The 25,997-nt window shown below is 39.4% G+C and carries 27 protein-coding genes and 2 pseudogenes; 17 read left to right on the top strand and 12 right to left on the bottom strand.

The annotated features are described in order from the left end of the window. Positions 1-6: 6 nt before the first annotated feature. From moaA to KA717_27855, 7 genes are all read right to left on the bottom strand, one after another. The gene (moaA, locus tag KA717_27825) at positions 7-996 is read right to left on the bottom strand and encodes a GTP 3',8-cyclase MoaA (protein UXE59563.1); all 990 of its coding nucleotides are present in this window, start codon (positions 994-996) and stop codon (positions 7-9) included. Positions 997-1,068: 72 nt separating this feature from the next. Further along, entirely contained in the window at positions 1,069-1,911 is an 843-nt protein-coding gene (locus KA717_27830; protein UXE59564.1) for a glycosyltransferase family 2 protein, read from the bottom strand. A gap of 125 nt (positions 1,912-2,036) precedes the next feature. Then, complete coding sequence (locus KA717_27835) at positions 2,037-3,272, bottom strand: transposase (protein ID UXE59565.1); 1,236 nt, start codon at positions 3,270-3,272, stop codon at positions 2,037-2,039. A gap of 740 nt (positions 3,273-4,012) precedes the next feature. Next, positions 4,013-4,429 carry a type II toxin-antitoxin system VapC family toxin gene (locus tag KA717_27840; GenBank protein ID UXE59566.1) on the bottom strand — a complete coding sequence of 139 codons (417 nt, stop codon included), beginning with the start codon at positions 4,427-4,429 and terminating at the stop codon, positions 4,013-4,015. Next, on the bottom strand, positions 4,419-4,652 hold the full coding sequence (locus KA717_27845; protein ID UXE59567.1) for a hypothetical protein: 234 nt from the start codon (positions 4,650-4,652) through the stop codon (positions 4,419-4,421). Before KA717_27845 ends, KA717_27840 begins: the two co-directional genes overlap by 11 nt. A 189-nt stretch (positions 4,653-4,841) precedes the next feature. Continuing rightward, entirely contained in the window at positions 4,842-6,017 is a 1,176-nt protein-coding gene (locus tag KA717_27850; GenBank protein UXE59568.1) for an IS4 family transposase, read from the bottom strand. A gap of 17 nt (positions 6,018-6,034) precedes the next feature. After that, positions 6,035-6,229: a transposase gene (locus tag KA717_27855; GenBank protein UXE59569.1), complete on the bottom strand. Its 195-nt coding sequence runs from the start codon at positions 6,227-6,229 to the stop codon at positions 6,035-6,037. Between the two features lie 314 nt (positions 6,230-6,543). Here KA717_27855 and KA717_27860 point away from each other — a divergent pair, with 314 nt between their 5' ends. The 8 genes and pseudogenes from KA717_27860 to KA717_27895 all read left to right on the top strand — a co-directional run bounded on the left by KA717_27860 (position 6,544) and on the right by KA717_27895 (position 15,003). Further along, a complete protein-coding gene (locus tag KA717_27860) occupies positions 6,544-6,903 on the top strand; it encodes a nucleotidyltransferase domain-containing protein (GenBank protein UXE59570.1) in 360 nt (119 codons plus the stop codon). After that, positions 6,900-7,280 carry a HEPN domain-containing protein gene (locus KA717_27865; GenBank protein ID UXE59571.1) on the top strand — a complete coding sequence of 127 codons (381 nt, stop codon included), beginning with the start codon at positions 6,900-6,902 and terminating at the stop codon, positions 7,278-7,280. The genes KA717_27860 and KA717_27865 overlap by 4 nt, the downstream gene beginning before the upstream one ends. Before the next feature lie 205 nt (positions 7,281-7,485). After that, a complete protein-coding gene (locus KA717_27870; GenBank protein UXE59572.1) occupies positions 7,486-9,012 on the top strand; it encodes a DUF1254 domain-containing protein in 1,527 nt (508 codons plus the stop codon). 210 nt (positions 9,013-9,222) lie between these two features. Continuing rightward, a pseudogene (locus KA717_27875) lies at positions 9,223-10,291 on the top strand (IS4 family transposase). A gap of 334 nt (positions 10,292-10,625) precedes the next feature. Further along, a complete protein-coding gene (locus KA717_27880) occupies positions 10,626-11,780 on the top strand; it encodes an ISL3 family transposase (protein ID UXE59573.1) in 1,155 nt (384 codons plus the stop codon). A 233-nt stretch (positions 11,781-12,013) separates the two neighbouring features. Next, positions 12,014-13,350: pseudogene (locus KA717_27885) on the top strand (IS5 family transposase). A gap of 285 nt (positions 13,351-13,635) precedes the next feature. Continuing rightward, the gene (locus KA717_27890) at positions 13,636-14,220 is read left to right on the top strand and encodes a hypothetical protein (protein ID UXE59574.1); all 585 of its coding nucleotides are present in this window, start codon (positions 13,636-13,638) and stop codon (positions 14,218-14,220) included. Positions 14,221-14,793: 573 nt separating this feature from the next. Beyond that, a complete protein-coding gene (locus KA717_27895) occupies positions 14,794-15,003 on the top strand; it encodes a hypothetical protein (GenBank protein UXE59575.1) in 210 nt (69 codons plus the stop codon). A gap of 323 nt (positions 15,004-15,326) precedes the next feature. Here KA717_27895 and KA717_27900 read toward each other — a convergent pair whose 3' ends face one another. From KA717_27900 to KA717_27910, 3 genes are read right to left on the bottom strand one after another with little or no spacing between them, the layout of a single operon-like run. Continuing rightward, on the bottom strand, positions 15,327-15,539 hold the full coding sequence (locus tag KA717_27900) for a hypothetical protein (protein ID UXE59576.1): 213 nt from the start codon (positions 15,537-15,539) through the stop codon (positions 15,327-15,329). A gap of 7 nt (positions 15,540-15,546) precedes the next feature. Next, positions 15,547-15,831 carry a BrnT family toxin gene (locus KA717_27905; protein UXE59577.1) on the bottom strand — a complete coding sequence of 95 codons (285 nt, stop codon included), beginning with the start codon at positions 15,829-15,831 and terminating at the stop codon, positions 15,547-15,549. Positions 15,832-15,868: 37 nt separating this feature from the next. Further along, a complete protein-coding gene (locus KA717_27910; GenBank protein ID UXE59578.1) occupies positions 15,869-16,015 on the bottom strand; it encodes a hypothetical protein in 147 nt (48 codons plus the stop codon). A gap of 291 nt (positions 16,016-16,306) precedes the next feature. Here KA717_27910 and KA717_27915 point away from each other — a divergent pair, with 291 nt between their 5' ends. Continuing rightward, positions 16,307-16,573: a BrnT family toxin gene (locus KA717_27915; protein UXE59579.1), complete on the top strand. Its 267-nt coding sequence runs from the start codon at positions 16,307-16,309 to the stop codon at positions 16,571-16,573. Positions 16,574-16,718: 145 nt separating this feature from the next. Here KA717_27915 and KA717_27920 read toward each other — a convergent pair whose 3' ends face one another. Next, a complete protein-coding gene (locus tag KA717_27920; protein ID UXE59580.1) occupies positions 16,719-16,895 on the bottom strand; it encodes a hypothetical protein in 177 nt (58 codons plus the stop codon). A gap of 55 nt (positions 16,896-16,950) precedes the next feature. Here KA717_27920 and KA717_27925 point away from each other — a divergent pair, with 55 nt between their 5' ends. The 8 genes from KA717_27925 to KA717_27960 all read left to right on the top strand — a co-directional run bounded on the left by KA717_27925 (position 16,951) and on the right by KA717_27960 (position 23,917). Then, the gene (locus KA717_27925; protein ID UXE59581.1) at positions 16,951-17,217 is read left to right on the top strand and encodes a BrnT family toxin; all 267 of its coding nucleotides are present in this window, start codon (positions 16,951-16,953) and stop codon (positions 17,215-17,217) included. A 353-nt stretch (positions 17,218-17,570) separates the two neighbouring features. Continuing rightward, the gene (locus tag KA717_27930) at positions 17,571-17,777 is read left to right on the top strand and encodes a type II toxin-antitoxin system HicB family antitoxin (protein UXE59582.1); all 207 of its coding nucleotides are present in this window, start codon (positions 17,571-17,573) and stop codon (positions 17,775-17,777) included. After that, positions 17,774-17,995 carry a type II toxin-antitoxin system HicA family toxin gene (locus tag KA717_27935; protein UXE59583.1) on the top strand — a complete coding sequence of 74 codons (222 nt, stop codon included), beginning with the start codon at positions 17,774-17,776 and terminating at the stop codon, positions 17,993-17,995. Before KA717_27930 ends, KA717_27935 begins: the two co-directional genes overlap by 4 nt. Positions 17,996-18,436: 441 nt before the next feature. Further along, positions 18,437-18,751 (top strand): DUF2442 domain-containing protein, encoded by a 315-nt coding sequence (locus KA717_27940; protein ID UXE59584.1) that lies wholly within the window; start codon positions 18,437-18,439, stop codon positions 18,749-18,751. 250 nt (positions 18,752-19,001) lie between these two features. Beyond that, positions 19,002-19,379 (top strand): hypothetical protein, encoded by a 378-nt coding sequence (locus KA717_27945; GenBank protein UXE59585.1) that lies wholly within the window; start codon positions 19,002-19,004, stop codon positions 19,377-19,379. 10 nt (positions 19,380-19,389) lie between these two features. After that, entirely contained in the window at positions 19,390-23,016 is a 3,627-nt protein-coding gene (locus KA717_27950) for a caspase family protein (GenBank protein ID UXE59586.1), read from the top strand. Between the two features lie 161 nt (positions 23,017-23,177). Next, on the top strand, positions 23,178-23,594 hold the full coding sequence (locus KA717_27955) for a XisH family protein (protein UXE59587.1): 417 nt from the start codon (positions 23,178-23,180) through the stop codon (positions 23,592-23,594). Further along, a complete protein-coding gene (locus KA717_27960) occupies positions 23,582-23,917 on the top strand; it encodes a XisI protein (protein ID UXE59588.1) in 336 nt (111 codons plus the stop codon). Before KA717_27955 ends, KA717_27960 begins: the two co-directional genes overlap by 13 nt. 453 nt (positions 23,918-24,370) lie before the next feature. Here the strand turns inward: KA717_27960 and KA717_27965 are convergent, their stop codons facing one another. Further along, complete coding sequence (locus tag KA717_27965) at positions 24,371-25,909, bottom strand: bifunctional pantoate--beta-alanine ligase/(d)CMP kinase (GenBank protein UXE59589.1); 1,539 nt, start codon at positions 25,907-25,909, stop codon at positions 24,371-24,373. Between the last annotated feature and the right edge of the window lie 88 nt (positions 25,910-25,997).

The following is a 25,997-nucleotide window of genomic DNA, read 5'->3' on the forward strand; positions in this document are numbered from 1 at the left end:
TCCTCCTCACCCCCCAATCTGAGACATGGTGCGAGAATACAGACTGGTTCCCGTACCAGACTCTCGTTCTTTAAAGTTAATTTCTGGTTTCAGGGTTAATAATTCCCTGACTTTTTCCTGTAGATATCCAACATCCTTGCCGGAGCGCAGAGCCGTTTTTAAATCTAATTGTCCTGTTTCATTGAGTAAACAGGGTCTTAACCAACCATCTGCCGATAGTCGCATTCGATTACAGCGATCGCAGAAACATTCTGACATTTGACTAATAAAACCAAGGGTTCCCTTGGCTCCTAAAATTTGAAACACATCGGCGGGGCCATTGCCTCTAATCTGAGCGTTTTCTAAGCCCCATTTTTGACGAATACGTTGACGGAGTTCTTCTGAGGGAATCCAGGCTTGTTTCTGAAACAGAGCACTGTTACCGATGGGCATAAATTCAATAAAACGAATATGCCAATTCCTATCAATGCTTAACGCGGCTAACGCTTCAACTTCATGATCGTTTATATGGGGAATAATCACCACATTCAACTTCAAGGGATCAAAGCCAACTTGATAAGCTTTTTGAATACCTAACCAGGTTTTTTGCCAGCGATCGCCGTTTGTATTGCCAATAATCTGATTAAACGTATCGGGGTTAAGGGAATCTAGACTAATATTAATACGCCGTAATCCTGCCTGATAAAGTGGAGAGGCTAATTGATCTAGAAAAAAACCATTGGTTGTCAAAGATAAATCCTCTGTTTCTGGCCAATGGGCAATCTCCGCCACAATTTCCACAATATCAGGGCGTAATAAGGGTTCTCCTCCCGTAAGGCGAAATTTACGAAATCCGAGGGGAATAAAAACCTCTCTTAACAGGGAAAATAATTCACTTTTGGTCAATAAATCTTGTTTTAAAATATAATCTAGTTCAGCCCCTTCAGGTAAACAATACTGACAACGAAAATTACAACGGTCAATCAGACTGATGCGGAGATAGTCAATAGTATTCATGGCATTAAGGGCAAATACTCTTATTTAAACTTCACAATCATCTGAAAATTTTGCTCAGAAAACCCAGGTTGATTAAGAATGATTATGAGCAGATTGATCCGCTTCTTGTTTCAATTCTTCCACCTTTAATAAAATTAAATATTCATAAAATGCTTGTAAAGTACACCAAGCAAAACCAGCTTTACCATCCCAAATTCCTCCTAAAATAAAATACATATAAAGCCAACGAATAAGAGGACGAAATGGTACTCTGAGAGATAAATCCTTTAATGCCCGACGACGTTCAACTTCGGTTTTTCCTAACCATAATTGTGACCAATTAACGCGACCTTGGGCTAACTGCTGAAGTGTTTCCTTGGCTTCATCACTGGAATAACGATTATGTTTGTCGATCCAACGGTTCAGTCCTTTGCCGCAGGTGTAGTGGGGATAGGTTTCTGTTAAAAAGCCAACCGGGCCCTCATAGACTTCCCGTTCGGTGTGACCATAGTCGCTGAACCAAACTGTTCCTTTTTTAAAGAGACGCATTTGATAGCGAGGATATTGGGTGCTATGGCGTATCCAAGTTCCCATAAACATGACTCGCTCGGCAGCATAATAAGCTTTGGGAGGAGAGGATTGACTGGCGGTGACACATTCAGCAAAGAGTTCTGGGGTCATGCGTTCATCAGCCTCTAGAATATAAACCCATTCGTATTGAGTGGCAATTTCCTGAAGCATCCAGGTGCGTTGCTTACCATGACTTTCAAAGGCGTGTTGATAGATTTTTACCGGATACTGGGCAGCGATCCCTGTCGTTTGATCGGTACTGAAAGAATCTACCAAAATAATGTCATCCGTAAGGGCGGTGACAGATTCAATGCAACCAGCAATTTCGCTTTCTTCGTTGTAGGTCAGAATATAAATTGAAATCATTTTGTTTTAAGATAGAGCTATGACATTTGGCATAAGGTTTCATGCTTGAAAATACTTTTAGCGATCGCCCTTGAGTGTTTTGACATACTCCCCCGCGTGAACGACGGGGGATTCTTATTCATAGTTCACAGAGATCCACTTACGATTGTTGGTTTCCCTTCAATGATAGAGATGGTTCTCTCCCTATGCTTTCCCTCTTCCGAGGCAGATTCCTTTTGCCCAAAGGTACTGTTTTGCCATTCCATTCCCAGAATTCCCATTCCCTTTTTAAGGATGTTAATTGCCGCATTTGTATCACGACAAATTTCTATTCCACAATTGGGACAAGAATGAGTTCTGGTACTCAATGATTTTTTCGCCCGATGCCCACAATTAGAACAATCTTGAGAAGTGTAGTGAGGTGAAACCGCCACCACTGCTTTGTCCCAGATTTTCCCGTAGTAGTCTAACCACTGGGTGAATTGATACCAACTAGCATCAGAAATTGACTTAGCCAAGTGATGATTCTTGACCATATTCGACACCTTTAAATCTTCATACACCACGACATCGTTAGATGCCACCACGTTTCGGGCTTGCTTAATTGCCCAATCTTGCCGTTGGCGTTGAATTTTAAGATGGGTTTTACCCAGTCTTTTTCGTGCTTTATGGTAGTTATTGGATTGGGGTTTAGCCCCTTTCACGAATTTTTTGCTTAATCGTTTCTGAGCCTTTTTTAGTTTACGCTCAGATTTTCTTAAGAACTGGGGATAGATTACGGCATTATCGTTTTGGTCTTTGGTGAAATATTTTAATCCCAAATCCAAACCAACAACATTACCGGTATATTCCCCTTGTTCTTTGCGGTCAGCGTCAAAGCAGAACTGAGCATAATACCCATCTGCTCTTCTGACTACTCGAACTCGATTAATCTTTAGCCGAAACAGGTCTTCTCTCGTTTCTTTGTTGCAATATAGGGAAAAGGAGCCAGCATTAAAACCATCAGTGAAAGCAATTTTCATGCAATCATCAGATAGTTTCCATCCTGAGACTTTATATTCTACAGAGCGACAATGTTTTGTAAACTGGGGATAGCCTTTTTTCTTTTCCCCTTTTCTGCAACGACTGTAGAAACTGGATATAGAAGCCCAAGCACGTTCCGCACTAGCTTGTCTAGCCGCCGAATTTAACTTTTTCGCAAAAGGAAATTCCTTGGCTAATTCTTTGCATAGCACATACAAATCGGCTTTACCTACCCCTTGATTATCCATCCAATACCTGACCGCTTTATTCCTGATAAATTGCGCGGTACGGATAGCTTCATCAAGAGATTGGTATTGCTCTTTTGCTCCGTTCAGTAGCTTGGCTTTTCTGACTATCATTCCCCTAGTTTATCACAAAAGATTGCAGATAAAACATTGAGTTGCTCTGGAAGTCGCCCTAGAAGGGCAAGGCTTTTACCCATTTTTCTGGTAAAATTTTACTCAATTTATAGTATTTTGTTGACAAAAGAGATGAGTAAAACAGATTGCACCCACCTGATTTATAGGATATTATACAGTATTCCTTAAAAGTCCAAGACAGTTAAACTTGCGGTGAAAATCAGATCACATAAGCATCCTTGCCGACACAATCTATTTGTTATGCCTAACTCTTCGCTCCTTCACCAAGGTAATCATATTACAAAACCATTTTAAATTTAATAGGTATATCGTAACTCGGTGAGGGTTAAGTTGGGATGACGTAACTCTAATCGTAATTTTTCTTTACAACTCTAATTTACTTTCCCGCTTCTGAGTAGAGGAGCATCTCATCTTTGTATACTCTGAACGGGTTAGAAATTAACTTTTTGAAAATACCTAAAAGACTTATCCGCAATGGATTTCAGCCCTTTTCTAATAAGTCCATTTTTTAGCCGTTTAGAGTATAACTCCTAAATTAGTGCGATCTCCGCTTTCTTAGTTTGCCGTCATTTTGTTGATTAAACTTTAAAATTGTGTCGTGTATTACCGTCTTCATAATGCGATCGCCGTCATCTTGTTGATTAAACTTTAAAAGTACGATCTCTTTGATTGTTATTAGTGCGATCTCCTTACATACAATGCGATCGCCTCTCGTGAGATTAATCTCTCAACAAAGCTCGAAAACCAGCTTGCTGAAAATGAATATCCGTTGTTAATGCTTCCGTTATTCTGCGCTCTCCCATTACAATAAAGGAAATACAGTCAACAATTCCCCAATTTTTATCGTTTTTTTGACAATATAGTTGAAAAGCTTTTTGATAAAGAGTTTCCGATAAGGGAATAACTGTCACCGTTTTGTTCTTTTCTAATGAGGACAATAATTTAATTGACTTAGAGCGATATTTTTGTTTAGATAAAGCATTACCAATCTCTAAAATAATGGCTCTGGTTGTAACTAAAGGTGTTTTTGAAGCTTTTAATTGTTGGGCAATGACAAGTGCTTTATGATGATAATCGTCCGTAGATGAAGATAAAGCGATCACATAACTTGTATCGAGAAATTTCTCAGGATTCATGCTCTTTTTCTTCACCATATAAATATGTATCTAGATTTTCTGACCAATCAGAGGGGCCGTCTAGTTGTAATGATTCTGCTGTCTCTAAAAAAGAAGCGAGTTCATTATTTTCATCCGATAAGTTGTCGACAATAATGCGGACACGAGTATTAGCCTTCAATGTAACGGGTTGCTCTGGATGAAAGACTTTTCCGTCAAATAATGCGTCAATAGAATTAAGCATGATCTGTTAATGAAATGATTTTTACTTGAAATATCTATATTATAAATGTAACGCACCAAATTGATTGTCATTCGCTGTCATTTTGTTGATTAAACTTTAAAAATTGCGATCGCTGCGTCGTAGATTGGGTTGACAAAAGAAAACCCAATGCAATAGATAAAACACTCGATCAACATCTGACTTTTCCCGTTAAGTGCGGATTGCAAGCTGCCAGCCTTGGCAAAGGTCATGCAACTTCAACCAACCGCGCCAAAGGACTTGGATACCGAGAGGAGTTTTACGACGATGTTCAAGATAACCACCAAGAAAAGCAACAGACTCGACAGCCCAAGCAACAGTCAAAATAGGGGGAAGTTTTTGAGAGGCGGCTGCTTTTAACACCTGAAGTTGAAGAGGATTAAGAATTTCAATCGCGAGAGCATCGGGCTGGGTACGATGAAGATAAGTAACGTGTAAAAGTTCAACAGCAATGACACTTAAAAAACCCAAAAGAGTTTTCATTCCATCAGAGGCAAGTCGATAACGCTCACTCTGACAACCAGACTTAAGGACTTTATGAAATTCTTCAACCCGCCATCGGTAGGTGTACCAACGAAGAATAGTGACAGCCATCTCAATAGTCTCAACAACTTCTGTAGTCAGAAGCATCCAAGATAAAGGAGTTTCGCCTTCGGGACAATCGATTTCTGTCGCATAAACAGCATAGACATTCAACGGGTCACGATTATCAAAACGATAGGGAGTTCGTAGATTAACTGAGCAAAATCGGACGGCAAGCTTAACCTTCCGTGCTTTTCTTTTTCCTGTACTCGGAATCTCGATTTCTTGATGAAAACGAATCGGTTCTGATTCCAAATGTTGCCAAAGTCGTTCACTATTTTTGTCTAAACTACGATTATGAGACGCTCTGACCAGCACTCCTGTATGCTTGAGTTGACGCACTGAGTCAAAGACTTCTGAAACATCTCCTTCTCTGTCAAATACATGAATTACCCTCGTTGAACTTTCTACCTGTTTCTCACAGGTGTTTAGAGCCTCTACCCATTTGTAGGATTCTTTTTCCTCAAATGGTCTTTGACGAGCTGCTTTTCTTTGTTCTTTCTGTCTTTCTTTTTTCTGCTTCGCCGTTTCATCTGTTGGGGGCTTTTCTTTTACCTCCCTATTCCACAGTTTTTGCCATAATAAACCTAATACTTGTCCTTTTTCTGGCTCAATTGCTAAAGCACTATGCAGTATTAATCCATTCCCTCCTTTTCCAGTCGGCCCATACCCTTCCCTTTTTTCCTTGATATTGCGATAATCTAAGAAGGTCGTATCTCCGACTGATAGCATTATCTTATATTCTTCTACGGCGGCAGTTGTCATTTCACAGTGCGGCTCTATTATCTTGACAAAGTCTGTTTTCGGATTCCCAAAAATTCATAGGCCCTCTTTAACTCGTTTCCTCCCTTAAACACTTCTGATAAGGCTTTTCCAAACCCCTCACTTAACTTTTTCCCAATCGAGAAGGCACGATTGTTTAGCCTCTCGTCTCCCAATTCACAACTGGCAAAGTTTTTTGTCCACCATTCCAACATTTTTTGACCTGCCCTTTAAGATTTTCTCCATTTTACAGTCTCATACTCCCTTCATCCTTTGTTTTTGAAATTTGAACGATAAGCGGGATGATGGCTTCAGAATATTTTTTTCCTGTCAAGAGAATCATTACTCAAACCCTTGCCAGATAAAGCCTCTAGAAGTTTGCATTGCTGGATTTTGGACTTAACGGGAAAAGTCAGGATCAACATAGGTTACTCCGTTACTAATTCATCCTACAAATAGTTATCATATTAAAGAAACCTAGTCCACACAAATCAGTTTAGAATTTTAATTAACAAAAAACAAATTTATCATGGATACTTCCTTAACTCAAAACCTCAATTTTCCCAAACAAAATCCCCACCTTCTCGAAATTCTAGAAAAATTTAAACAACAAATTAAAAATATTTATCAAGAGCAATTAGTTAAATTAATTCTCTTTGGCTCCCAAGCAAAACGACAAGCCAAATATGACTCAGACATTGATATTTTAGTGGTTTTAAAAGATAAGCCAATTAACGATGAGCAACATCAGGAAATCATTAATCTTATCTCTGATTTGTGTTTAGAATATGAAGTATTGATCAGTTGTGTTTATGTTAGTGAAGCTCAATTTAACCAAGAAAAAAGTCCATTGCTCTTAAATATTGAGCGAGAGGGAATTATTGTATGAAAATTGAGCAACAACAATTACTAGAAAAAGCCAAAGAAAGTTTGCGGGCTGCACAATTATTAGCCAACAATAACTTACTAGCCTTTGCAACCGCAAGAGCTTATTATTCAATGTTTTATATTGCAGAAGCATTTCTATTAGGAGAAAACTTAACTTTTTCCAGCCATTCAGCCGTTATTGCTGCCTTTGGCAAAACCTTTATCAAAACAAAACGCCTGCCTGTAGAATATCACCGTTATTTAATTGACGCACAGGAACAGCGAACAGATGCGGACTATAGCCTTACTCCAAATATCAACTCAAAAAAAGCCCAATATATTATAGAGAAAGCTCAAATAATGCTCGATTTTGCTCAAGAAAATATTGACACGGTATAAAGTGCGGTCTGCTTCGCAGTGCCTTCGGCAACGCCGTCATTTTGTTGATTAAACTTTAAAATTGCGATCGCGTATTATAATCTTCATAGTGCGATAATTTGTTAGTTTATTTGAAACTCTCTTTATGTTGAATCATTTTCTATCGTCCCTAAATCGTCTCTCTTCTAAGGCATTCCCATTGGCAACGAAAGCCAAAAGGTTATCAATGACCGCCTTAGCTCTCATTGTCATTACTACCAGTTTAGTTGTTATGTCCTCTCCCAGTAACGGCCAATCTCTGACGGGTTCTCCAGCCAACCCTAAAGTAAAATTCTCAACTCCCCTACCCCCAGGAATCGCTTCACCTGCCAAGGTAGAGACTCGTTTGGGGACGCTCAATTTCTTCGATGGGTTGCCCGACCAACCCACTGCCGAAAAGCTCTACGATAACCTCGACTTCCAACGTGCTGTTCAAGCTTATCTATTAGGAATACCTGCTGTTAACCAAGCGGCCAATCGTAACGCAATCCGTACCTTGGGGCCTGTGAATACCGTTGTGCCGATTTTTGAGCAGCTTTTAGATTCGCGATCTATTTTTCTGACTGCTAATGACAACACTGTTTACAGTTGGACGTGGCTCGATCTTACCAAGGGGCCGTTAGTTTTAGAAGTCCCCCCGAAGGTATTAGGAACCGTTAATGATATTTGGTTTCGCTGGGTGATCGATGTGGGCATTACTGGCCCCGATAAAGGCCAAGGCGGAAAGTATCTCTTTTTACCACCAGGCTACAAAGGAGAAATTCCATCGGGTTACAATGTGGTGAAATCGCCGACTTTTAATATTTGGGTTCCTTGGCGTAGTTTTTTGGTCAAGGGCGATCCGAAACCTGGCGTTGAGTTGGTGACAAAGAACACGAAAATTTATCCCCTAAACAGTGCCAATAATCCCCCCGCTTTAAATTTTGTGAATATGTCGGGTAAGCCGTTTAATACGGTTGCGCCCGCCGATTATCAGTTCTGGGAATTGCTTAATCAAGTGGTACAGGAAGAGCCGAGTGAATCTCTCGACCAGATTCGTCTGGGTTACTACGCCTCTATTGGGATTCAAAAAGGTAAGCCTTTCAAGCCCGATGAACGCATGAAAAAAATCCTGACGGAAGCGGCGGCTGTGGGGGATGCAACGGCACGGGCGATCGCTTTTCATAATCGCCAGAAGGATGCCTATTACTATGCGAACAGTGCTTGGCAGTTACCTTTCATCGGTGGCTATAAGTTCCAGACCCAGCCTGATGTTCTGAATATGGATGCTTATATCTATTACTATTTCATGGCGACAGGGGTTACGCCTGCGATGGAAGAAAAAATGGTCGGACTGGGTTCTCAATATGCTTGGACTGCCCGTGATGCTAAGGGGAATCTCCTTGATGGTGGCAAGAGTTATCGCCTCCATTTACCGCCCAATATTCCCGTTAAGGATTTCTGGTCAGTTATTCTTTACAGCAACCAAACGCGATCGCAGATTCAGACGGATCAACAGTTTCCTAGTGTCGGTAGTCAGACTAAAGGGCTTTTGGTTAATGCCGATGGTTCTGTGGATATTTATTTCGGGCCGAAACCGCCTGCTGGCAAGGAGAATAATTGGGTGCAGACGATTCCTGAAACGGGTTGGAATACGATTCTTCGGCTTTATGGCCCGCTTGAGCCTTGGTTTGACAAGACTTGGCGACCAGGGGAGATCGAGTTGTTGAAATAGCCCTATCCAGAATATTTCTTGATCGCCGATATGTAGTTTGAGTTGGAGTGATAAAATTCGGTGATCGCTATTTCCCCTTATCCTAACAAGCGATCGCTGTTTTCTCATTGGAGGAGAGGGCGATGTTTTCATCCTAAGTACAGGACAAAAGGCTTGAAAAGTATACGAGAAAGGGGTTTCATGGAAGATGAACGTAATGTAAGAAAACCCATGAACCAATATAACGCATTGAAACAAGCCCTAAAACCCCATTTGGGATGGCATGGTGCCAGACTCTCCTTCCTAGCCTTGTTCTTACTCGCCCTCCTCAAAGTGAAAACGGTTAACCTTAAAGAATTGGCTCTGGGTTTTGAAGGTCGGGCATTGGTGGATTCTCATTACAAACGCTTACAACGCTTTTTCTCAGGATTTGAGCTGGATTACCATCACATTGCCCGTATTGTAGTCAGTTGGCTGGATATCCCTCAACCTTGGGTATTAAGTATTGACCGCACAACCTGGGAGTTTGGCAGTCATGGTTATAATATCCTCACTGTCGGCATTGTCCATGAAGGAGTAGCCATTCCCATCTTGTGGTGGATGCTTAGCAAGAAAAAGGGCAATTCTAACAGTGATGAACGAATGCGTTTTATCGAGGAGATGCTCAAGATTTTTCCCACCGCCCTGATTCGTTGTTTATGTGGCGACCGTGAGTTTATTGGTCAGGCTTGGCTTCGCTATCTTCTGCTCGAACCGCTACTGGCTTTCTGTCTGAGAATTCGGGCTACGGACAAGATTGAGCACAATGGCAAGCTTTTGGCCGCCAAAGTCATTTTTGCCCATCTTGCAAAAGAGTGAATCTCAACGTCTTCAAGGGAGTTGTCGGGTTTGGGGATATCCTGTTTCTGTAGAGGCTCTTCGCTTGCCTGATAATTCTCTACTCATCGTCATTGGACATCCCGATTCCCAAGGTCTTATTCACGATTATGCCCTGCGTTGGGGCATTGAAACCCTTTTTGGCATCTTTAAGACTCGTGGCTTTTGCTTGGAATCTACTCACTTTACTGACCCCAAGCGTCTTCGTAAGCTTTTGGCTTTACTGACTTTAGCTTTGGCTTGGTCTCTCAAAACTGGTCTAGCAATTCATCATCTTCATCCCATTCCCCTCAAGAAACATGGTCGCCTAGCGCAGAGTCTTTTTCGTCTTGGTTTTGACCATCTTCGTCATCTTGTTCTTAATCCTTCTCTACCCAATTTTTCTCTTTTTCTCGACTCCCTACATTTTTTGTCCTGTACTTAGGTTTTCATCAGACTATGACTATTAAGCGTGTTGAATGATTGTAAATTTTTTTTACAAATTTGGTGTCGAATAGAGGAACCCCTGCCACACTAACGTGCTTTTGGGCGTTGTCAGATTAGAATATGAAAGATGAACTGCAAAATAACGAAAGCCTTGCTATCAAAGCGTTTTCAAGTCTGCGCAGATTTAGATCATCTTTAAATTTGACAACGCCTGCTTTTGAGTGTAATATACAGAAAATTTCTTGCGATCTATCCTAAATGGGGTGATATGGGTTCTTCTGGCTTTGCGGTAGAAGATGTATAATAAGATACACTATATGAGGACGACATCAATGTTATTTTTTCTGGAAAATCTTCTGAATTTACCAAAAGTAAACATAAGAAATGTGATTCAAGAGGGAAAACAAGCGTTTTTAATACTGAGTTGTCAAGAGGAAGAAGTCAAATGTAATTATTGTGGTAGCTTAACGGATGAATTACATCAGACGAACAGTGTATTAGTAAGGGACTTGTCTATCTCTGGTCAAATGGTATATCTGAAAGTCCCTCGTCGTAAATTTTACTGTAAAGATTGTCAAAGGTTTTTTACAGAAAATCTAGAATTTATGGAAGCCCGTAGGAAATACACAGTGAGGTATGAAGAATATATTTATGGACGAGTAAATGTGAGCAGTGTGGAACAAGTAGGTAGAGAGGAATCTCTATCATGGGATCAAGTGAATGGAATTTACCAACGTCAATGTGAAGCTAAAAAAAAAGATTGGCAAGGAGTAAAACACCTCGGGATGGATGAAATAGCGAAACGAAAAGGTCATCAGAATTTTGTAACAGTGTTAGGAGATATAGAGAAAGGAGAATTAATAGAAGTGATAGATAGTCATCAACAAGATAAAATCATCGAAGTGCTGATGAAGAAAGAATTAGAGGTGAGGGAAGGAGTAGAACAAGTGAGTGTAGATATGTGGGGAGGATTTCCTAAAGTAATAGAAAAAGTATTTCCGAATGCAGTAATTGTAACAGATAGATTTCATGTAATGAAGGCGTTGAATGAAGAATTGAATAAAATCCGTAAACAGACAAAATTGAATGTAAAAATCAAGGGAGAAAAGTGGCTATTATTAAAAAATAAAGAAGACCTAAAAGAGGAAGAGTTAGAAAAACTAGAATTGGTGTTAAAGCAATCTGCTCGTTTGCGTAAAGCGTATGAATATAAAGAGTCATTTAGAGAGATATATGAAAAAGTAAATGATAAGGAAGAAGGAAGATTAAAATTTACAGAATGGTTAGAGAATGCAAAGAGCATTTATACAGATGTAATTAGCACAATTCGTAGGAATTTGGACTCTATTTGTAACTACTTTTTGAGTCGAACGACGAATGGGGCAATGGAAGGCATCAATAATCGTCTTAAACTAATCAAGCGTCAAGCTTATGGATTTATGAACTTTGATAATATGCGAAATCGTTTTTTAGCTTGCTTTTCATGATAAGCTTTAATTATCACTCTTTGTTCAGGAGAACCTGATATGCTGAAAGTTTCCACATATTGTTACTGTTGAGAGTGTTATACAGAAAGTTTCTGTATAATCAATAGTTAGGGCTTGCTGAAAAAAGCTGAAACCTTTACGGAGAAAAATAGTAGGCGAATTAAGAACCGCTAGAATGCACGAAAATAGGGTAGAATGCCTCAAAACCATTGCATTAAGAAGAGAGAAAGCAGATGTACCGAAAGCAACAGTACTCAATTGAAACACCAGAAAACTTGAAAAATCTGTTCGGCGGGCAGTTAGACGAAGAAAATCGTTGGATAGAAATGTCAAAAATGATTCTTTGGGAAGAATATGAGGAAGAATATGCAAAAAACTTCACAGAAAAAAAAGGAGCCCCAGCCAAATCATTTAGAATGGCATTAGGAGCATTAATTATCAAAGAAATTTCAGGAAAAAGTGACAGAGAAACAGTAGAACAAATAAAAGAGAACCCTTATTTACAGTACTTTATAGGAATGGAAAGCTATAGTAGCAAAGAAGCATTTAATGCGTCAATGATGGTTCATTTTCGTAAAAAAATAGGAATGGAATTAATAAATAAAATTAATAAAGAAATAGAAAAAAAGCGACGGGTGTAGCGTCAGAAAAAAAAGAAAATGAAGGAAAGTTATTGTTAGATGCGACTTGTACACCAGCAGATATAAAATATCCAACGGATATAGGAATATTGAATGATGCCAGAGAAAAAACAGAAAAAATAATAGATAAGCTGTATGAAGAAATAAAAGAGAAAAGGAAAGAAAAGCCGAGGACTTATAGGGAAGTGGCAAGAAAAGAGTACTTAGCCATAGCAAAAAAACGTCGTGTGTCAAAAAAAGAAAGAAGAAAAGGAACAAAAAAACAACTAGGATATATAAAAAGAAACTTGTCTGATATAGAAAAAATGATAGAAGAGGGAGCAAAGTTAGAAAAACTAACGAAAAAAGAGCAAGAAGAGCTTGTAACGATAGGAAAAGTGTATGAGCAACAGTTAGAAATGTATGAAAAAAAGACAAATAAAGTAGAAAACAGAATTGTGAGTGTAAGCCAACCTCACGTGCGTCCAATAGTGCGTGGAAAAGCGGGAAAAGCAGTAGAGTTTGGAGCTAAAATATCGGCAAGTAATGTGAATGGCTTTGTCTTCTTAGACAAATTAAGTTGGGATAATTACAACGAATCGGGAGATTTACAAGCGCGAATAGAAGAATATAAAAGGGAAACAGGATGTTATCCGGAATCGGTTCATGTGGATAAAATCTATCGAACAAAAGCGAATCGAGCTTATTGTAAAGAAAGGGATATAAGAATGAGTGGTCCCCGATTGGGAAGACCGCCGAAAGAGGTGAGCAAAGAAAAAAAGAAAGAGGCACGCTCAGATGAAAGAGTGCGTAATGCCATTGAGGGTAAATTCGGACAGGGAAAGAGGAAATTTAGTCTTGGTCGAGTGATGGCCAAACTACCTGAGACCTCGGAAACGGTAATTGCGATGAACTTTTTGGTAATGAATCTTTCTACTCTACTTCAGAAGACAAAAAGTAAAAAGTTGTAGAGTCGTTTTTCTTGTGAAAAATGGTGTTAATTTTCCTCTCTTTTGTGAGGAGTGATTTGTGTTGACCTTTTTAGACAGAAAGGAACAATAGATTAAACAAAATCTGTATTTTGATTTGTTTCCATAAGGATAAGTTATCTATGCTTTTTCAGTCCATACTTCCCTAACCCACATTTCTTTCGTTTTTTGACTTTTTCAGCAAGCCCTAGTTAGGCTACAAGTTTACGAACACAGAAAACCTTAAATTTAACAAAGGAGAAAACCATGCCAACACCAGCTTCAGTTATTTCTGGAATAATCACTGCAGGAAAACTTGCAGAATCCATTGGTAAAATGTCAAGCCTAATTCCCGATGTTCCACAAGACCTCAAAGATAAACATCGTTGGGTAACTGTAACCGTATTTAATCAAAGTCAATATGCTTTAGTATATAAAAGCTCCTATTTTGATAGTGGGAGATTTTGGACAGCACCAACTAACGTCGAGCCATTTCAAGAAATGACATTTTCGGGATGTGATAAAGATGGTTCATTTCTTACGGGGGTCAGTGGAGGCACTACATTTACACTTCAAATGCCAAAAGAAGGGGGTGGGTATCAAGAGTTAGATATAGGAATTGGATTTACCAATCCTCAAAGTGGATCGCTAAAAAGCTCAGGTGTTTTTACTTCTAGTGCTGAAACAGCCTATGATGATGCTACAGATAGCACTACAAACAACACTTCTTCGAATTATTCGGGAAACGACACAAATGGCGAAAGTACTACAATAAATTTTCTATTGGTGTCAGCTCCTGGACAAGAAGCAAGAATAACCATAACTGAGCAGATAGTATCTGGTGGTAATTAAATTAACTAAGTCATTGTCAAAGCTGTAGGGTGCGTTACTCAAACGCACCTTATTTAATGTTCGTTAAACCTGCAATATTTTGTGCGTTACGCTACGCTAACACACGCTACATTGACTGACTGATGGACACAAATGTGATCGCTGTTATCTTGTTGATTCATGTTTAAAACGCGATCACTTTGGCTTTTGAAAGTGCGATCATTTTGGGATAGTGCGATTATTTTGGGAGAGTCAATTTTTTGGGAATGGCGATCCCGTTTTGACGAGATTTAGAGCGATCGTTATGGCCCAGTGCGATCGCCAAAAAGGGATTTTTTTAAATTTTTCTATCATCATTTTTGACACACCTATTTTATAATTGACATCATCTTTCAAATTAACAAAAAAAGTAGTTATAATTATAGTTACATCAGAGCAAAAAACAAGATGTTATGTCCTGTGTTGTTGGTTTACTAGACTTTATTTGCCTATTAACATTGTTCGTCTAGATGAGCGCACGGGAAATATCTTTTTCCTTGCAGGAGAGGAAAACATCATTGAAATCTATCCAAACGGAAACTGGAGGTACATTGCATGAGTCAACCTAAATTTCAAGAAATGAGTCAAAAAGAACTGCAAGATTATATGCTTTCTCACAGAGATGATCAGCAAGCCTTCTATGCTTATATAGACAGATTACATCAAGAAGGAAATTGGATGGAAATGCCTTCAGTAGATTCAGTTGAAGATTTAGCAAAATATCCTGAGTTTACAGCGCGTTTCCGCCAAAACTCTCAACCTTAAATATCCGTTATAAACGCGATCGCCGATCTTATACTGAGATCGGCATTTTTTTGTGGATTAAACTTTAAAATCGCGATCATTTTGGCTGTTGAAAGGGCGATCATTTTGGCTGTTGACAGTGCGATCACTGTGGCCATTGAAAGTGCGATCGCCTTGGTTGTTGAAAGTACAATCCTTGTTGATTAAACTTTGGCTGTTGAAAGTGCGATCGCCGATCTTGTAAGGTGCGTTAATAAGAGGTAACTCACCTTTTGAATTAAGAGAAACTCCTACCGCTTTCAAGTCAGCTATAATGTCGGTTAGACAATGCTCTTATGAGGCATTTAAGCATCGGATATACATTCATGAGCATATTTTTCAACCAGTAATTCGATTATTTTCTCATAAGGAATTTGCTTTCGATCAGCTTGGGCTTTAAAGAAGCTTACACTTTCTTCTGTTAATTCTAATGTTACTTGATTGGTTTTGGTTTTACCTTTAGGAACTAACTGGTCTGGAGACGGTAAAAAATCTTTAACGACTTGTCCCATTTCCATTAGTTCATTAGTATAAGTTATTTTGCTGTTCATATCGTTTACGTCCTTTTCGCCAATAACCAGCTCCAAAAATTCTAACTTTTCCGTCTCGGTAAGTAAAGCGTACTGTGATAATTCCTTCATTAACTTGCCCCATACAGTAAAATCGATTTTCTTCTTGACTGTGAGCCAGATCTTGTACGATAACTCTGTCGGGGTCAAAAAATGCGTATTGGGCTAATTCAAAAGAAACATCGTGTTTCTGTTGGTTCAAACGATTTTTATCTTCATCCCATTCAAAGCTTTCATCCATAAGCGGAGTTTATAAACCTGAACACTTTAATTGTAACCTAATTTGGGATTGCAGCAATGAGAAACTCAACCAAAATTACGTTAGTGCGATCGCCGTTATCTTGTTGATTAAACTTTAAAACTGTGATCGCTTTGACTTTTGAAAGTGCGATCGCTTTGGCTGTTGAAAGTGCGATCACCGTCATCTTGTTGATTAAACTTTAAAACTGCGATCATGTATAATCCAAAATATTATTAACTAGATAGGGTTTGCCGAATAAAGGCAGAACCTTTATCAGATAAGCTTTTCAGCCATTTTGAACACGATTAGGTGCAAGCTTATGGCATTTGAAGGCTCAAAATCCATGCACTTTGCTAGAAAATTGTGGGTTAAAATCGGAAACTGATTTCTGAAGTCACCATTTTTCGCGCCCTGTGGCATCTAGGTTCGATTTGCAGACTTATTCAGCAAGCCCTAGATACAAAATCTCGATAAAATGGAGATAGAATGGGACAATAATAAAGCTGCTTCAAACTTGATCAAACATAAAATTGATTTTGAAGACGCAAAAAATATTTTTCTAGACCCCAACCGTCTAGAAAGAGAAGATAAACGTGATTATAATGAAACTAGAATTCAAGTAATCGGTATCGTTAATCAAGTAGTTTTATTTATCGTCTATACCAAAAGAAACGGCAAAAATCGTATCATTTCAGCAAGGAGGGCCAATAAGAATGAACGACGACAATATTACCAGAGTTAAACTTGATCCCAAAAATGTTAGTCATGGCAACACAGATTGGGAAAAAGTTGAAGCAATGACGGAGGAGGACATTAATAAAGCAGCCGAAGCCGATTCGGACTGTCTCCCCCTATCTCAACAAGAATTAAATGAATTTCGTCGTATATCAATACAAGTGCCTATCTTGTAGTGCGGTCTGCTTCGCAGTGCCTTCGGCAACGCTGTTGTCTTGTTGATTAAACTTTAAAATTGCGATCATTTTTGCTTTTGAAAGTGTGATTTTTGCTTTTGAAAGTGCGATCTTGTAGGTTGGATTGACCTTCATAAAACTCAATAATTCCACACAAACAATATTCTCCTTCCTTACTTGTCCGTTGTAATTATGTTAACATCAGAGAATGTTTGAATGGGACGAACAAAAAGCAGAGCGTAATCAAGCTAAACACTCAGTTAGTTTTGAGTTCGCAACAAGGGCATTCGACGATGAAAATCGAGTAACAGTCATTGATAATCGCCGTGACTACGGGGAAACTCGCTATATTACGCTAGCCAAGATTGATAACCGCTTGTATGTAGTCGCTTTTACCTTACGCTCATCTATCATTCGTCTAATCTCAGCCCGAAAAGCCAATAATAAAGAGGCGAAACGCTATGAAAACAATTAAATATACCCCCGTGCCAAACAAGAAACCTCAACTAAGCGAAGCACAAGAAGCTCGGTTAGCCAGCTTGTCAGATGAAGATATTGATTATTCAGATATAGAGGAGCTAAATGATGAGTTTTGGGAAAAGGCGGAAATAGTGTCACCTGACTTAACTCAGCCAATTACCTTGAGAGTGCGATCGCCGTTATCTTGTTGATTAAATTTTAAAATTGCGATCGTTTTGGGAGATTCAATCTTTCGGGAATGGTGATCGTTTTTTGTGATGATGAGATTTGGAAAGGCGATCGCTATGGCCCAGCCATTTTTGTTAGAATACCTCTATCTAACTCTAACTTTTAACCGCTCAAAAACCGATGAGACAAGTCATTACCTATAAAGATGAAGATGGCTACTGGATTGCTGAATGTCCAAGCCTGAAAGGATGCGTTAGCCAAGGAAAAACCAAGGAAATAGCACTCACTAATATTAAGGAAGCCATTTCGGGCTACATTGCAGCCTTAGAAGAGGATGGTTTACCGATTCCAGAAGAAACTTTTGAAACTTTTCTGGTTCTTGTATGAGTAAACTTCCCAGTATTTCAGGTAAAAACTGTGTAAAAGCTCTACAAAAAGTTGGCTTTTATCTTAAACGAAGAGAAAGTAGTCACGTCATTTTAAGGAGAGATAACCCCTTTGCTCAGGTCGTTGTACCAGATCATCCAGAATTGGCGAAAGGAACCCTACGCGCTATCCTTCGAGAGGTTGATTTAAGTGTAGAAGAATTTATCCGATTACTATAGGGTGATCGCCTTTTATCTTTTTATTCAAGGGTAAGGGGTGATCGTGTATTTCCGTCTTCATAGTGCGATCACGGTTATCTTGTTAATTCATGTTTAAAAACGTGATCGCTTTGTTTGTTGAAAGTGTGATCACTTTGGTCTTTGAAAGTGCGATCGCTTTTTATGCAAGTGCGATCGCTTACAATGGAGAGCAGACTTTTAGAAGGCAACCTTGATTGCGATTCTTACTCATGCCAACCCTATCAAGCTTCTATGGAATAAAAATCACAATGAACTATAACGATCACAATCCGCCTCATATCCATGCCGAGTATCAAGATTGTGAAGCGGTTATAATGATTCAAACAGGTGAAGTTTATGGTCAAATGCCCAAAAGAGGACTAAATTTAATATGGGAGTGGCTTGATCTACACTAATCTGAACTATTAGAGAACTGGGAAAATGCACGTCAAAGAAAACTTCTTAACAGAATCGATCCCCTTGCCTAAAAAGGGTCTATTTCTTCATGTTATCTGTGTGGAATATCTGGATAACTATCAATTAAAGCTAACCTTTAATAATGGAATAGAAGGGATTGTAGATTTAGAACAAGAATTGTATGGAGAAATCTTTGAACCCTTGAAAGATAAAAATTTATTTCAAAAGGTATTTGTAACTAGTCGGACTATAGAATGGCCAAATGGAGCAGACTTTGCTCCTGAATTTTTATTTGAAATTGCTCTCGACAAGCAACTTGTTAGTCAGTCCGATCCCTAATCCAGTGCGGTCTGCTTCGCACTGCCTTCGGCAACGCCGTTTTCTTGTTGATTAAAGTTTAAAACTGCGATTGTTTTGGGAGAGTCAATCTTTCGGAAATGACGATCGCCAGGCTAAAATGAGAGGGCGATCGCTTCTGAATGTTGAACTTAAAGCGTGATCGCTGCTTTTAAAAATCTTAGGGTTAAGTGTTGTACAATTTGGATAATCTATTAGAATTTAGCATTAACCTTGATTTTTCCCACGTCCTATGAGCAACGAATCCACGATTAAATTGGCGATCGCTTTTAATGATCCAGACCTGGAGCCTGAAGAACGGGACGAACAGGCCCAACGATTATTGGCAGAACTGAAACAAGTAAATGAGGTTGAGTCGGTAGAGCGTATGCTTGATCCCAATCCTCCTGAAGGCAATAAGTCGTTAGGCGGTTTTTTGGTGGGAATGTTACTAGCTGAAGTTAATCCCGCTAATGGTAAAAAATTATTAGGGTTTCTGGGCGATCGCCTGGGGGGTAAACCGATAGAATTGTCGGTAGAGGCTAATGGTCGCAAGTTGACGGTCAAGGCTCACAGTAGAGAAGAACTGGAAGCAGCGATTAAAGCGGCTCAGGATTTTATTTCGGGTTAGGGAAAGTATCATGGCAAAAATTGCTTTGTTGATTGGGGTTAGTGAGTATAAACTAGGCTTAAATCCTTTACCTGCGGCGGTGAGGGATGTTGAGGCTTTGCAAAAAGTGTTATTAAATCCTGCGATCGGCGGCTTTGCGGAGTCGGATGTTGTCGTGCTTAAAAATCCTGATCGTCAAACGATGGAAGAGGCGATCGAAACGCTTTTCACGGGGCGAAGTAGGGATGATTTAGTGTTGTTATTTTTCTCTGGTCACGGTATCAAAGATGATGCGGGCAAACTTTTCTTGGCAACTTGTGGAACTCGTAAAACACCCCAAGGAGAATTAATTCGTGCAACGGCGGTTCAATCCAGTTTCATTCAAGACAGCATGAGTCGCAGTCGTTCTAAACGGCAGGTTGTGATTTTAGACAGTTGTTTTAGTGGAGCTTTTGCAAATGGATTACCAGCAAAGGATGGCGGAACAATTGATATTCGTAGCCAATTAGGGGGAGAAGGTCGGGCAGTTTTAACGTCTTCTAGTTCGACTCAATATTCCTTTGAGGATAAGGGATCGGAATTATCGCTTTATACTCGTTTTTTGATTGAAGGTCTTGAAACAGGAGCCGCCGATACAAATAAAGATGAGGCGGTTTCCGTTCATGAATTACATGAGTATGTTAGCGGTAAAGTTAAGGAAATTAAGCCAGAACTTAGACCTGAATTTTTTGTTATTCGGGAGGGCTTTACAATTCGCTTAACTAAAGTTCCAGCGATTGATCCCCAACAAAGATATCGTCGAAAAGTAACAGAATTCATTAACTATCGAGGTGAAATTTCTTCTATTAATCGTAGAAGCCTTAATATCATCAAAAATGATTTGCAATTAGATGAAATAGATACTCAAGCAATCGAGCATGAGATTTTAGAACCTATTCGACTTCAGTTCACAAACAATCTTCACGAATATGAACTGGCTTTTGGCGATGTTATTCAAAATAACGAAAATCCCAGTGATTTGGAGCGAGAAGATTTGGGAAAACTTCAGCAAACTTTAGTACTTCGTAATGAGGATACGAGAGCGATTGAGTTAAAAGTTCAAGCTCACTTACAGGCTTATCGGCAACATTTACAGGAGTATGAGGAAGTTTTTCGGCAAGCATTAAAGCTAGAATATCCTCTCAGTGATTCTAAGGGAGTTGAACTGCAACAGGTTCGGCAAAAGTTGGCGTTGAAAGAAGCTGATATTGAGTCTATTGAAGCTAAAGTTACAGCCGAAATGGAGGCTTATTATCGTCATTTAGAACAGTATAAGCAGATTTTTATTGAAGCAATACACCAAGAGTATCCGCTTAGTGATGCGAAACGCCATGAGCTTTTGCAGCAACAAGAAAATTTGGATTTATCAGATTTAGATGTTTCAAGTATTGAGGCTGAAATTACAACGGAAATTGAAACCTATCAACAAAAATTAGGGCAATATCAACAGGCTTTTTTGAGTACAACTCAAGCGAAATATTTACCAACAGGCCCAATTCGTAAACAGTTACAGCAAACCTGGCAAACGTTAGGGTTAACTGAGGCTGATGTAAAAGCGATCGAGTCTCCTATTATTGCTCAAATTAATTTATATCAGCAAAATTTAGAGCAGTATGAAAAAGAGTTTGATAGTGCTGTTCAAAAACAGTACCCTCTAAGTGAGGCAGAGCGTAATGAATTAACTCAATTAAAGTTAACGTTAAATTTGGGGGACGATGATGTTACTGCGATTGAATCTCCGATTAAAGCGGCGATCGAAAAGCATTTACATAAGTTACAACAATATGAGGAAGCATTTTTAGAAGCGTTTCAACATGAATTTCCTTTAACAGAAGAAAATAGTCAGGATTTAGAGCGATTGCAACAAGTTTTGGAAATTAGCAAAGAGGATGCTGCGAAGATTAAGGAAAGAGTGATAAATATAAATAATGTTCCTCCCGATGTTCCTCCCGATGTTCCTCCCGATGTTCCTCCCGATGTTCTGATCCGTCCAAATTCTCGATTTTCCCCTATACCCTTAAATCAAATGATTACTAAACTTCAGTTGCTATTTTCTTCTATTAATACTTTAATCTCCAGAAATCCCAAGCTAATTTTGGGGATTATTGGTATGGGAATAGCATCAATAGCAGTGGTACGCATTCTACCGATCTTACATCAGTGTCCCAAGCAAACAGGTGACTTTATTAGCGAAGGAGAAGACATTCTTGATTATTCCAAACCATCTGCCAAAATTCAAGGGGCAGAATATTTTGCACAGTGTAATTATCAAAAAGCCCTGTCAAGATTTAAGGACGCATGGCAATCAGACAAACTAGATCCAGAAACATTAATTTACTTAAATAATGCTTTACTAGAAGCGAAACAAGCAGAGTATTATACCATTGCTGTTGCCGTTAGTATTCCTCATCAGAATATCTCTGTTGATGATAGTCGAGCGAAAGAAATGTTGCGAGGGGTAGCACAATTACAAACAGAAATTAATTTGGGGCTTTTTGATGTAAAGGATCAATTCGTCAAGGACTTTCCAGGTCAAGGTGTTCTGAATGGAAAAACGATTAATGGTAAGGGATTAAAAGTTATAATTACTAATGATGAGAATGACAAATCAAAAGCTAAACAGAGAGCAGAAGCCCTTTCTAAACTTCCTGAAATTTTAGGAGTTGTTGGTCATTATCCCAGTGAAATGACTGTGGCAACGGTAGATATTTATGATCGAGAGAATTTAGTCTTGATTTCTCCTGGATCAACAACGCAAGAACTTACCGAATATCCTCGAAAAAATTTCTTGCGGACTGTTTTTTCTGTTGAACAACAATCTCCTGCCATTGCAAAATTTTTGCAAGAAAAGTCTATTAAAAAAGCAGTAAGTTTTTATAGCGAAGGAAGCCCATTCAGTGACTCTTTTTATAAAAGTTTCAGAAATTTTTTTAAACAATCTCCATTCTACGGAACTGTAGCAAAAGTAAATGAATTTAATCTGAGGAAACCTAACTTTGATGAAAAAAAAGCTATTCAAGAATTACGAAGACAAGAAGAAATAACGGCAACAGAAATAGGACTTTTACTATTTCCTGATACCATTGGCAACGCCCAAAACAATGCAATTAAACTTATAAAACTTAATGATGGTCAAAATTGGGTGATCGGATCATGGGGACTTCGTAGCCCTAATACCTTAAAACAAGTTGACAACTTACAACCTTTTCAAAAGTTTTTAATACCTGTACCTTGGGATTCTTTAACCAGTCCTAATCAGGATTTTCTTAAGGATGTTAAAAATTTATGGGGTACGGCTTCTGTGAATGCAATTACAGCCTTATCTTATGATGCGACTCTTGCTCTAACAAAAGCTCTAGAAAAAGAAAATAATCCAACACGAATTAACATTATTGAGCAATTGAAAGCTCCTAATTTTAGTGTTGATGGAGGAGCGACTGGCACAATTGAGTTCAACCCTGACAATGGCGATCGCAAAAATCCCTCTGTAGAATTTGTTCATATTGTGGAGTGTCGAAAGGAAAACTTTGATTTTGCTTTTGTTCCAATCAAGTATTCCACTGCTAAAGATGCAGGTTTAACTTGTTTAAACTCAACCAAAAAGCCTCCTAGCCCATAGCTACTTTCCATCAAAAAAAGTAGAATTCGTTGGTTGTCAGTCTAAATTTTCAGTTCCCAAATCCAGAAATATTGGACTTAGAAACTAAGCCCCTACCTTAAACAAAAATAATTTAAAATCTCTATTCTTAAATAGTTTAAATTCTAAACCATCAAAAATAAATGCCTGCCAAAGATATTTTCCATGACTGTGTAAAACACGCCTTAATCAAAGATGGCTGGATAGTTACCGATGATCCATTAAGCCTTAAAATTGGCAAAAAAGACTTGTTTATTGATCTAGCGGCTGAAAAGATGCTGATTGCCGAAAAAGGAACAGAAAGAATAGCTGTTGAAATCAAAAGCTTTGTCGGAACATCTGAGGTTGAAGACTTAAAGAATGCGCTAGGCCAATATATTCTTTATGAAAAAATTATCAAACGCCAGCTTTTAGATAGAACTCTTTATCTTGCTATTCGAGAGACTACCTATAATAACTTATTTAGTCAAGAAATTGGCCAAATACTACTTGAAGAAAAAACACTAAAACTCATTATCTTTAATCCCGAAACTGAGGTAATCACCAAATGGATAAACTAAATCATTACCGCCAAATTATTCATCAGGTTCTTTCCCCCTATAGCCAAATTATTTATAACAATGCGGACATTAAAAATCGTCTGGCTCTCGATGCCCAGAATAACCAATATCTCGTCATTTCGGAAGGTTGGCAAAATAGTCAACGTTACCATGATTGTCTAATTCATTTAGAAATTATTAATGGAAAAATTTGGGTACAATGTGACAATACAGAAGATGGCATCACCAAAGAACTTCTGGCCGCAGGTATTCCCAAAGACGATATTGTTTTAGGCTTCCATGAACCTAAAATACGTCAATATACAGGCTTTGCTGTAGCTTAACGTTCAAATATGATGGACAATTCCCTAGACCGCGATCGCTGAAAGCCTCTAAAAATTTAACCTTTTATCTAGATAGGGCTTGCTGAATAAGTATAGAACCCTTGCCAGATAATGCTTTCAAGCATTTTAAAAACGATCAGGTGCAAGGTTATGGCCTTTGGAGGCTCAAAGCCCATGCACGTCGTTGGAAAACTGGGGGTTGAAATTGGAAACAACTCTCTGAAGTCACCATTTTTCGCCTCCTGTGGCATTTAGGTTCGTTTTGTGGACTTTTTCAGCAGACCCTAAATAGATTTTAAATATCTAAAAGCCTTGTCCAGTAAGGCTTTCAAAAAAATATTTAGATCGTCGAAATACATGCGGAATATGGGTTATAGACCTGTGGATCGCATTTTTAGAAAGCAGTCCGTCCGCCCATTGCGATTAGTCTTATCCACAGATTAAGAGCAATACCTAAGCTTCTTGGGTTTTCTCCCTTGTCACCGTCAGGATTTGGGTAATCACCTCCTTAATAGTCAAATGGTCGGTCTGAATCTCGATCGCATCCTCCGCTTTTTTGAGGGGGGCCCGGTTGCGGCTACTATCGAGTTGATCCCGTTGGGCAATTTCCTGGACAAGTTCTTGTAAATCAATCTCGGTTTGGCCTTGATGGTGAAAATCCGCTAATCGTCGTCTGGCTCTTTCCAGAACAGAAGCCGTTAGAAAAATTTTAACTTCCGCATCGGGAAAGACATTGGTGCCAATATCCCGACCTTCGGCCACTAAGCCCCCTTGTTTGCCGTAGGTTTGCTGGGTTTTGACCAATACCTCTCGCACGGCTGCCTGGGCGGCGATCGCTGATACCAAAGCCGTAACTTCAGGAGTCCGAATCGCGTCACTAATGTCAAGACCATTGACTTTCACTCCCGTTAGTTGGGGAGCCGGTCGAGAAATTAATTCAATCTGAGCTTGACTAACTAATTCGGCAATAGCTGCTTCCTCTTCGGGATTAAGGCCCGCTTGTAAAACCAGCCAGGCGATCGCTCGATACATGGCTCCTGTGTCTAAATAGATGAACCCCAGGGCATCAGCAACCCGACGGGTAACGGTAGATTTTCCGGATCCCGCAGGGCCATCAATGGCGATAATAGCCTGACGATTCCGCAATAGTAAATTGTCAATCAGACGGGTTTTTCCCGCATAGACAGCGATCGCCAGCAATCCGGCTTCGGTAATCGTATCCAGGGACTGGAGACTAGTCGGATCAACTAAATCGAGATATTGCAATTGCAAATTAGGCGTTAGGGCTAACTGTTTTTGAACACTGGTTAATAAAGCATCGCGCTCTCGTTTCCCTTGCTGAAAAACCTGGTGGGCCATCTGCAAACTCCGGTAAATATTGGCCGCTTCTTCTTTTTCTGTCTGACTCAAATATTGATTACGGGAACTAAGGGCTAAACCCGATGCTTCTCTGACAATTGGGCAGCCTTGAATGACCACAGGAAAATTCAAATCGTTAACCAAACGCCGAATAATCGCTAACTGTTGAGCATCTTTTTCACCGAAATAGGCCACCGTCGGTTGTACGATCTGGAAAAGCTGGCTGACAATAGTGGCTACGCCTGGAAAATGTCCTGGACGATAAGCTCCACAAAGGCAATTGAGCAGGGAACTGGGCGGCATCACCAGACTCTTTTCGGTTAAACTTCCCATTTCCTCGGCGGTAGGTGCGAAAACGACCGTTGCTCCCCAACTAGCCGCTAACTGACAATCCTGTTCAAAGGAGCGAGGATATTGGCTGAAATCTTCCTGGGGGCCAAACTGCAAAGGATTGACAAAAATACTAACGACCACCAAATCTGTTTCTAGGGCAGCCCGTTGAATTAAGCTACCGTGGCCCCGATGCAAAGCTCCCATCGTTGGCACCAAACCAATCTTTTTCTGTTGTCCCTCTTGTTCTAAATAGCTTCGTAAATAGGTTCGTAGCCCCGCAATGGTTTTAAAACAGCGCACCTCAAATCTCCTTAATCAATATGTCTCAGTTTAGTGATAACGACCAGAGCCGCTAGAAATTAGTGTTCAACTGGGTTGACATCCTCAC

It is taken from the genome of Woronichinia naegeliana WA131, assembly GCA_025370055.1.
GTDB classification, from domain to species: domain Bacteria; phylum Cyanobacteriota; class Cyanobacteriia; order Cyanobacteriales; family Microcystaceae; genus Woronichinia; species Woronichinia naegeliana.

Bases quoted from the DNA above. Each gene is read 5' to 3' on its own strand.
- moaA (UXE59563.1), bottom strand. From the start codon at position 996: ATGAATACTATTGACTATCTCCGCATCAGTCTGATTGACCGTTGTAAT.
- KA717_27830 (UXE59564.1), bottom strand. From the start codon at position 1,911: ATGATTTCAATTTATATTCTGACCTACAACGAAGAAAGCGAAATTGCT.
- KA717_27835 (UXE59565.1), bottom strand. From the start codon at position 3,272: ATGATAGTCAGAAAAGCCAAGCTACTGAACGGAGCAAAAGAGCAATAC.
- KA717_27840 (UXE59566.1), bottom strand. From the start codon at position 4,429: ATGAATCCTGAGAAATTTCTCGATACAAGTTATGTGATCGCTTTATCT.
- KA717_27845 (UXE59567.1), bottom strand. From the start codon at position 4,652: ATGCTTAATTCTATTGACGCATTATTTGACGGAAAAGTCTTTCATCCA.
- KA717_27850 (UXE59568.1), bottom strand. From the start codon at position 6,017: ATGACAACTGCCGCCGTAGAAGAATATAAGATAATGCTATCAGTCGGA.
- KA717_27855 (UXE59569.1), bottom strand. From the start codon at position 6,229: ATGTTGGAATGGTGGACAAAAAACTTTGCCAGTTGTGAATTGGGAGAC.
- KA717_27860 (UXE59570.1), top strand. From the start codon at position 6,544: ATGGATACTTCCTTAACTCAAAACCTCAATTTTCCCAAACAAAATCCC.
- KA717_27865 (UXE59571.1), top strand. From the start codon at position 6,900: ATGAAAATTGAGCAACAACAATTACTAGAAAAAGCCAAAGAAAGTTTG.
- KA717_27870 (UXE59572.1), top strand. From the start codon at position 7,486: ATGACCGCCTTAGCTCTCATTGTCATTACTACCAGTTTAGTTGTTATG.
- KA717_27880 (UXE59573.1), top strand. From the start codon at position 10,626: ATGTTATTTTTTCTGGAAAATCTTCTGAATTTACCAAAAGTAAACATA.
- KA717_27890 (UXE59574.1), top strand. From the start codon at position 13,636: ATGCCAACACCAGCTTCAGTTATTTCTGGAATAATCACTGCAGGAAAA.
- KA717_27895 (UXE59575.1), top strand. From the start codon at position 14,794: ATGAGTCAACCTAAATTTCAAGAAATGAGTCAAAAAGAACTGCAAGAT.
- KA717_27900 (UXE59576.1), bottom strand. From the start codon at position 15,539: ATGGAAATGGGACAAGTCGTTAAAGATTTTTTACCGTCTCCAGACCAG.
- KA717_27905 (UXE59577.1), bottom strand. From the start codon at position 15,831: ATGGATGAAAGCTTTGAATGGGATGAAGATAAAAATCGTTTGAACCAA.
- KA717_27910 (UXE59578.1), bottom strand. From the start codon at position 16,015: ATGACGGTGATCGCACTTTCAACAGCCAAAGCGATCGCACTTTCAAAA.
- KA717_27915 (UXE59579.1), top strand. From the start codon at position 16,307: ATGGAGATAGAATGGGACAATAATAAAGCTGCTTCAAACTTGATCAAA.
- KA717_27925 (UXE59581.1), top strand. From the start codon at position 16,951: ATGTTTGAATGGGACGAACAAAAAGCAGAGCGTAATCAAGCTAAACAC.
- KA717_27930 (UXE59582.1), top strand. From the start codon at position 17,571: ATGAGACAAGTCATTACCTATAAAGATGAAGATGGCTACTGGATTGCT.
- KA717_27935 (UXE59583.1), top strand. From the start codon at position 17,774: ATGAGTAAACTTCCCAGTATTTCAGGTAAAAACTGTGTAAAAGCTCTA.
- KA717_27940 (UXE59584.1), top strand. From the start codon at position 18,437: ATGCACGTCAAAGAAAACTTCTTAACAGAATCGATCCCCTTGCCTAAA.
- KA717_27945 (UXE59585.1), top strand. From the start codon at position 19,002: ATGAGCAACGAATCCACGATTAAATTGGCGATCGCTTTTAATGATCCA.
- KA717_27950 (UXE59586.1), top strand. From the start codon at position 19,390: ATGGCAAAAATTGCTTTGTTGATTGGGGTTAGTGAGTATAAACTAGGC.
- KA717_27955 (UXE59587.1), top strand. From the start codon at position 23,178: ATGCCTGCCAAAGATATTTTCCATGACTGTGTAAAACACGCCTTAATC.
- KA717_27960 (UXE59588.1), top strand. From the start codon at position 23,582: ATGGATAAACTAAATCATTACCGCCAAATTATTCATCAGGTTCTTTCC.